This window comes from Actinomycetospora sp. (assembly GCF_055612215.1).
The window spans coordinates 1-5,965 of record NZ_JBVPVA010000954.1 but is presented as its reverse complement, the minus strand read 5'-3'; the positions used below and the strand labels follow the sequence as shown (position 1 = coordinate 5,965).

10 protein-coding genes are annotated in these 5,965 nt (G+C 76.1%); 5 read left to right on the top strand and 5 right to left on the bottom strand.

What is annotated here, in order from left to right; genetic code table 11:
- The 3 genes from AC0CYZ_RS25970 to AC0CYZ_RS25960 form a co-directional block, all read left to right on the top strand.
- Positions 1-604 (top strand): SAM-dependent methyltransferase (locus AC0CYZ_RS25970; RefSeq protein WP_472220722.1); only part of this gene is annotated, 604 nt, incomplete at its 5' end.
- Positions 601-1,551, top strand: a complete 951-nt coding sequence (locus tag AC0CYZ_RS25965) for a lysylphosphatidylglycerol synthase transmembrane domain-containing protein (RefSeq protein ID WP_472220720.1) — start codon at positions 601-603, stop codon at positions 1,549-1,551. The genes AC0CYZ_RS25970 and AC0CYZ_RS25965, both read left to right, overlap by 4 nt.
- The gene (locus AC0CYZ_RS25960; RefSeq protein ID WP_472220718.1) at positions 1,548-2,153 is read left to right on the top strand and encodes a histidine phosphatase family protein; all 606 of its coding nucleotides are present in this window, start codon (positions 1,548-1,550) and stop codon (positions 2,151-2,153) included. The genes AC0CYZ_RS25965 and AC0CYZ_RS25960 overlap by 4 nt, the downstream gene beginning before the upstream one ends.
- Positions 2,154-2,157: 4 nt before the next feature.
- Here AC0CYZ_RS25960 and AC0CYZ_RS25955 read toward each other — a convergent pair whose 3' ends face one another.
- From AC0CYZ_RS25955 to AC0CYZ_RS25945, 3 genes are all read right to left on the bottom strand, one after another.
- Positions 2,158-2,742 carry a dihydrofolate reductase family protein gene (locus tag AC0CYZ_RS25955; RefSeq protein WP_472220716.1) on the bottom strand — a complete coding sequence of 195 codons (585 nt, stop codon included), beginning with the start codon at positions 2,740-2,742 and terminating at the stop codon, positions 2,158-2,160.
- A gap of 364 nt (positions 2,743-3,106) precedes the next feature.
- Positions 3,107-3,469 carry a hypothetical protein gene (locus AC0CYZ_RS25950; RefSeq protein ID WP_472220714.1) on the bottom strand — a complete coding sequence of 121 codons (363 nt, stop codon included), beginning with the start codon at positions 3,467-3,469 and terminating at the stop codon, positions 3,107-3,109.
- A gap of 118 nt (positions 3,470-3,587) precedes the next feature.
- Positions 3,588-4,124: a GNAT family N-acetyltransferase gene (locus AC0CYZ_RS25945; protein WP_472220712.1), complete on the bottom strand. Its 537-nt coding sequence runs from the start codon at positions 4,122-4,124 to the stop codon at positions 3,588-3,590.
- 82 nt (positions 4,125-4,206) lie between these two features.
- Here AC0CYZ_RS25945 and AC0CYZ_RS25940 point away from each other — a divergent pair, with 82 nt between their 5' ends.
- Positions 4,207-4,437, top strand: coding sequence for a hypothetical protein (locus AC0CYZ_RS25940; RefSeq protein WP_472220710.1), 231 nt, complete (start codon positions 4,207-4,209; stop codon positions 4,435-4,437).
- A gap of 8 nt (positions 4,438-4,445) precedes the next feature.
- Here the strand turns inward: AC0CYZ_RS25940 and AC0CYZ_RS25935 are convergent, their stop codons facing one another.
- Both AC0CYZ_RS25935 and AC0CYZ_RS25930 read right to left on the bottom strand, forming a co-directional pair.
- Positions 4,446-4,757 (bottom strand): AzlD domain-containing protein, encoded by a 312-nt coding sequence (locus AC0CYZ_RS25935; RefSeq protein WP_472220708.1) that lies wholly within the window; start codon positions 4,755-4,757, stop codon positions 4,446-4,448.
- Positions 4,754-5,476, bottom strand: coding sequence for an AzlC family ABC transporter permease (locus tag AC0CYZ_RS25930; RefSeq protein WP_472220706.1), 723 nt, complete (start codon positions 5,474-5,476; stop codon positions 4,754-4,756). The genes AC0CYZ_RS25935 and AC0CYZ_RS25930 overlap by 4 nt, the downstream gene beginning before the upstream one ends.
- Positions 5,477-5,597: 121 nt before the next feature.
- Between AC0CYZ_RS25930 and AC0CYZ_RS25925 the strand changes: the two genes are divergently transcribed.
- The coding region (locus tag AC0CYZ_RS25925; RefSeq protein WP_472220704.1) for a molybdopterin-dependent oxidoreductase at positions 5,598-5,965 on the top strand (368 nt) is incomplete at its 3' end.

Here is a 5,965-nt window from a genome sequence, read left to right as displayed (position 1 = left end):
GTTCCTCCACGACCGCGACGCCGGCCTCGCCGCGCGCGCCGCCGCCTCCCCGCCGCCCGGCCCGGTCACCGCGACCACCGCCGTCGTCGGGGACCTCGGTGACCTCACCGACGTCGCGGGCACCGACCTCGTCGTCTGCTCGGCGCTGCTCGACCTGCTGCGCGAGCCGGACGTCGAGCACCTGGCCGGGCTCGCCGCCGGCGCGGGCGCCGCGGCGCTGCTGACCCTCTCGGTGACCGGCGAGGTGGCGCTGGACCCGGCCGACCCGCTCGACGCCGACGTCGCGGCCGCCTTCGACGCCCACCAGCGTCGCGACGGGCGCCTCGGCCCGGACGCGGTCGCCGTCACCGCGGCCGCATTCGGCGCGCGGGGCTACGCGGTCGTGTGGCGCGCGAGCCCGTGGCGCCTCGGACCGGAGGACGCCGACCTGGTCGAGGAGTGGCTGCGCGGCCGACTCGACGCCGCGTGCGCGCAGGACCCCACGCTCGCGCCCCACGCCGGGCGGTACCTCGCGGACCGGCGCGAGGCGCTCGCCGTCGGGACCCTGCGCGCCGAGGTGGGGCACGCCGACCTGCTCGCCCTGCCGCCCGGGAGCCCCCGGTGAGGCTGCTGAAGTTCGGCGTCGGGGCGGCGGTGGTCGTGGCCGTGGTGGTCCACCTGGGCACCGGGGCGGTGCTCGAGGGCCTCCGCGCGGTGTCCCCCGTAGCGCTCGTCGCCGCCCTCGGGCTGGGGGTGGTCACGACGACGGCCTCCGCGGCGCGGTGGTGCGTGGTGGCCCGCGGGCTGGGCCTGGAGATCGGGTTCGGCGCCGCGGTGGGTGACTGCTACCGCGCGCAGTTCCTCAACTCGGTGCTCCCCGCGGGGGTGCTCGGGGACGTGCACCGCGCGGTCGAGTCGGGACGGCGGCGTGGCGATCTGGCCCGGGGCGTGCGGGCGGTGGTCCTCGAGCGGGTGGCCGGGCAGGTGGTCCTCGTCGTGGTCGCGGTCGTCGCGCTGGCCGTGCTGCCGAGCCCGGTGCGGGGCCTGCTCACCGGCCTCGCCCGGGCCGTCCCGGCGGTCGTCGTGGCGATCGCCGTGCTGCTCGGCCTCGCGGGCATCCCGCGGGTGCGGCGCGGCCTGGCGGGCGTCGCCGTCGGGATCCGGGACGGGCTGCTCGGCACGCGGACCGGACCCGCCGTCGTCGCCCTGTCGCTGGTGGCGATGGCCGGGCACCTCGCGCTGCTCGGGGTGGCCGCCTCGGCGGTGGGCGTGCGCGCCGCCCCGGCCGAGCTCGCGCCGCTGCTGCTCCTCTCGTTGCTGTCGATGGGGCTGCCGCTGTCCGTGGGCGGGTGGGGCCCGCGGGAGGCGACGACCGCGGCGGCGTTCGGGGTCGCCGGGCTCGGCGCGGGCACCGGACTCGCGACCGCCGTCGCGTTCGGGGTGCTCGCCCTGGTCTCGACGCTGCCCGGCCTCGGGGTGCTCGCGCTGGGCCAGACGGTCCAGTGGCACACCGCCGCTCCGCCGAACTCGCCGTCGGCGACATTTCGGGCGCGCCCTGCCTCAGTAGCGTGACCCGCGTGCTCGTCCTCGTGCGCCACGGTCAGACCGCCGCCAACCGGCACGGCCTGTTGCTGGGTCGGGCCGACCCGCCGCTGTGCGACGGCGGTCGCGAGCAGGCCGAGGCGCTCGCCCGGGCGCTCCCGGCCCCCGCCCGGCTGGTCAGCAGTCCCCTCCTGCGCGCCCGGGAGACCGCGGACGCGCTCGCCGCCGCGTCGGGCACCGTCGTGGAGGTGGACCCGCGCTGGGTCGAGATGGACTACGGCGACCTCGACGGCTGCCCCGCCTCGGCGCTCGACGCCGCCGGCTGGCGCGCCTGGCGTGACGATCCCGCCCACGTCCCGGCCGGCGGCGAGTCGCTCGCGGCCGTGGGGGTCCGGGTCCGCGCGGCGTGCCGGGAGCTGGCCGGGGCGGCGGCGGAGGGGGACGTCGTGGTCGTCACCCACGTCTCCCCCATCAAGGCGGCGATCGCGTGGGCGCTCGGGGTCGGCGACGAGGTCGCCTGGCGGATGTGGGTGGCCGACGCGGCGGTCTGCCGCATCGACACCGCGGGGCCGACGCCCCGGTTGGTCGCGTTCAACGACGTGACCGCGCACGCCGTGGCGCCGGTGCCCTGAGCGCTCACGTGCGCCGGTAGGTGCAGACGAGGACGCCGGTGGCGGTCGTCGTCGACGAGACCAGCTCCAGCGACCGCGCGCCGCCGCCCCGCGGGTAGATCGACTTCCCGCCGCCGAGGAGGATCGGCTCGATCATCAGGCGGTACTCGTTGACGAGGTCGGCGTCGACGAGCTGGCTCGCGAGGCCCGCGCTCCCCATGACGAGCAGGCTGCGGCCCTCCTGTCCGCGCAGCGCCGCGACGGCGTCGAGGGCCCCGTCCGCGGGGAGGACCGTCGTGTTCCCCCAGGCGGAGGCGTCGGTGAGTGTGCGGCTGGCGACGTACTTGGGGATCGCGTTCATGCGGTCGGCGAACGGGTCCCCGGCCCGCGACGTCCACGCCGGTCCGGACACCTCCCAGGTGCGGCGGCCGAACAGCATCGCGGTTGCCTCCTCCAGCGCGTCGTTCCAGGCGGCGCCCATGACGGCGGGGTCGAAGAACGGCATCGACCAACCGCCGTGCGCGAAGCCGCCGTCGGTGTCCTCCTCCGCGCCGCCGGGGGCCTGGACGACGCCGTCGAGGCTGACGAACGACATCAGGGTGACCTTCATGGTGCTGACCTCCGTCGATGCGGTGGTCGGCGCTGCCGGGTGCGGCGCCGTTCCACCCCTGCGTCGGACGGCGGGCGGCGATCTCGACATCGGGGCGGGCGGAAATCTGCCTCCGGGTTCTCGAGCGAAGGTGCCCATCGGTCGGATAGACGGGCGAGGGGCGCCCACGATCGGAACGTCCGGTTCTGAGCGAAGGTGCCCATCGCTCGGATAGACGGGCGAGGAGCGCCCACGGCCGGAACGTCCGACCCCGGACATGCCGACGGGCCGGCGTCGCACGGGGTGACGGCGGTCGGCGCGGTGCCGACCCACGACGTCTCCCTCGTACGACGCCGGCCCGGGCGTCTCGGTGGGGTGTTCGGGATCAGTGCACGACCACGTGGTGGTCGTTGCCGTGGTGGCCCCAGTCCTTGCCGTGGCCCCAGTCCTTGCCGTGGCCCCAGTCCTTCCCGTGGCCCCAGTCCTTGCCGCCGTGCCACTTGCCGTGGCCCCAGTCCTTGCCGCCGTGCCACTTGCTGCCGCCGTGCTGGTGACCCCAGTCGCCGCCGTTGTGGTGGGGGTGGTGCGGGTGGTGGCCGCCGGGGTGGTGGTTGCCGCCGTGGTTGCCGTGGTTGCCCTCGTGTCCGTTGCCGTGTCCGTTGCCGTGCCCGTTGCCGTGCCCGTTGCCGTGGTTGCCGTGGTTGCCGTGGTTGCCGTGGTTGCCGTGGTTGCCCGGATGCTGAGACATGGTGTGTTCCTCTCGGTGGAGGCCGGTGGGGTTCGGTTCGTTCCGGCCTGGCACCAAGAGTGCTGGGAACGGGGCGCGCGTTCGATCGAGCAGTCCCCCCGATCCGACGGAGGGCTCCCTACTCCCGAGGTAGGGACAACCCCCGCGAGAACCAGAGCATCGACGCGTTCGCCGGGGCCAACTCCTGGTCCGGCCGGAAGCCGCACCGCTCGGCCACCCGTAACGACGGCCCGTTGTCCCGGTCGATGCGCAGGACGGCGAGCGAGGCCAGGCTCCGTGTCGCGAGGAAGCCGCACATCAGGTCGACGGCGCGCGCGGCGAACCCGCGGCCCCGCCACCGGGGGAAGACGGCGTAGGAGAGGTTCGCGGCCCCGGGCCCGAGCTCGGGGAAGCGCAGGGCCACCTCGGCGGTCCCGGCCAGCGTGCCGGTCGCGGCGTCGACGATCCCCCACACCAGCGTCGCCCCGGCGCGGGACCAGTCCCCGAGCCAGTCCGCGAGGCAGACCCCGATGTGGCGCTCGGCCGCCGCGAGGGTCGAGGGGGCGCGCGCGAGCCGCGCGGCGATCTCGGCGTCCGCGCCGGCCGCGAGCGCGGGGGCGTCCTCGAAGGCCATGGCCGCCAGGACGACCACGCCGTCGGTCAGCTCGGGCGCCACGGCACCAGTGTCGGGCACTCGTCGCGGATCACCCCGACGCGGCCGTTCCGCGGGCTAGTCTCGGAGACGAGGGAGGTCGCCGGTGTCGGACGAAGAGCTGATCATCGAGTTCGCCCTGACGCGGCTGGACCACCCGGGCCTCGAGCTCGAGGAGATCGCGGCGTTGCTCGTCCGGCGCGTGGGGCCGGACCGGACGGTCGAGCTCGCGGCGCAGAACCTGGCCGACCGTGGCGAGCTCCGGGGCGCGCTGTTCGAGGCGGCGGTGGAGCGGGTCGTGCGGGTCGTGCTCGCCCTGCGCGACGCCCAGGACTGACCCGCCCCTCACGGCCACCCCGCGATTCGCAGCAGCGCCGCGGTGACCGCCGCGAGGATCACCACGACGATGAACGGCGCCCGCAGCAGCAGCGCGACGACCGCCACCGCGAGCCCCGCGGCCCGCGCGTCCAGCGCGAGGTGCGACCCCGTCGAGAACGTCTGCAGTACCACCAGCGAGGCCAGCAGCGCCGCGGGGAGCATCTCGGTGACCCGCAGGACCCGCGGCTGCTCCAGGAACCTCGGCGGCACGGTGTAGCCCGCGACCTTGAACGCGAAGGCGACCACCGACGCCGTCAGGACCGCGACCCACGCACTCACTCCCCCGCCCCGTCCCGGCGCGCCGGCCAGAACCAGGCGACGAGCGCACCCGCGAAGGCCGCCGCCAGGACCGGCAGCCCCGTCGGGATCACCGGGACCAGCACCGTCGTCACCACCGCCCCGACGACGGCGATCGCCACCGGCTGGCGGGCCCGCAGCCGCGGCCACAGCAGCGCGACGAAGGCGGCGGACGCTGCCGCGTCGAGCCCGAAGCGCTTCGGGTCGCCCAGCGCACTGCCGGCCAGCGCGCCGACGAGCGTCATGAGGTTCCACCCGACGTACACCCCGAGCCCGGTCACCCAGAACCCGAGCCGGCGGCGCGGCGGCGTCGGCTGGGCCACCGCCACCGCCGTGGACTCGTCGATCGTGAGCTGCGCCATCGCGAACCGGCGCCAGCCGGCGGGCCGCATCGTCGGCACCAGCTGCAGCCCGTAGAGCGCGTTCCGCAGACCGAGGAGGGACGACGCCGCGACGGCCGCACCCACCGTCCCGCCCCCTCCGAGGATGCCGATCAGCGCGAACTGCGAGCCGCCGCTGAACAGCAGCAGCGAGAGCAGGCAGGTCTGGAGCACGGTCCACCCGCTGGTCACCGCGAGCGCCCCGAAGCTGGCCCCGTAGAGCCCGGTGGCCCCCGCGCCCGAGAGCCCCTGCCGGACGACCGCGCGCCGCGCGGCGGTCCCCTCGGCGTCGTCGGGAGGACTGGATCGACCGTCGGCCACGGGGTCAGGATGCTCCGGACCGGTCCGTCTCCCTGGGAGGCCCTCCCACGTGGACACCACGCCCATGTCCCCGGCCGCCACGGTGAAGCGGCAGTGCCCCCCGGAGGCCCTGGGAGCTCCCGTGACCGCCGTCGAGGACCTCTACGTGATCGGGCACTTCGGCATCGCGCACGTGGCCGCGCCGACGTGGCGCCTGCGCGTCGGGGGTCGCGTCCGCCGGCCGCTCGAGCTCGACCTGGACGCCCTGCGGGCGATGCCGAGCGTGACGGAGCAGGCGGTCCTGGAGTGCTTCGGGAACCCGTTGCGCCCGGACGAGCCCACGCGGCGGGTGGGCAACGTCGTGTGGCGTGGGACCCCGGTCGCGGCCGTGCTGGAGCGCGCCGGGGCCGAGGACGCCGCCCTGCTGTGGGCCGAGGGCCACGACTCCGGGGTCTTCGAGGGCACCCGGTGCGACGAGTACCTCAAGGACCTCCCCCTCGACGTCGTCCG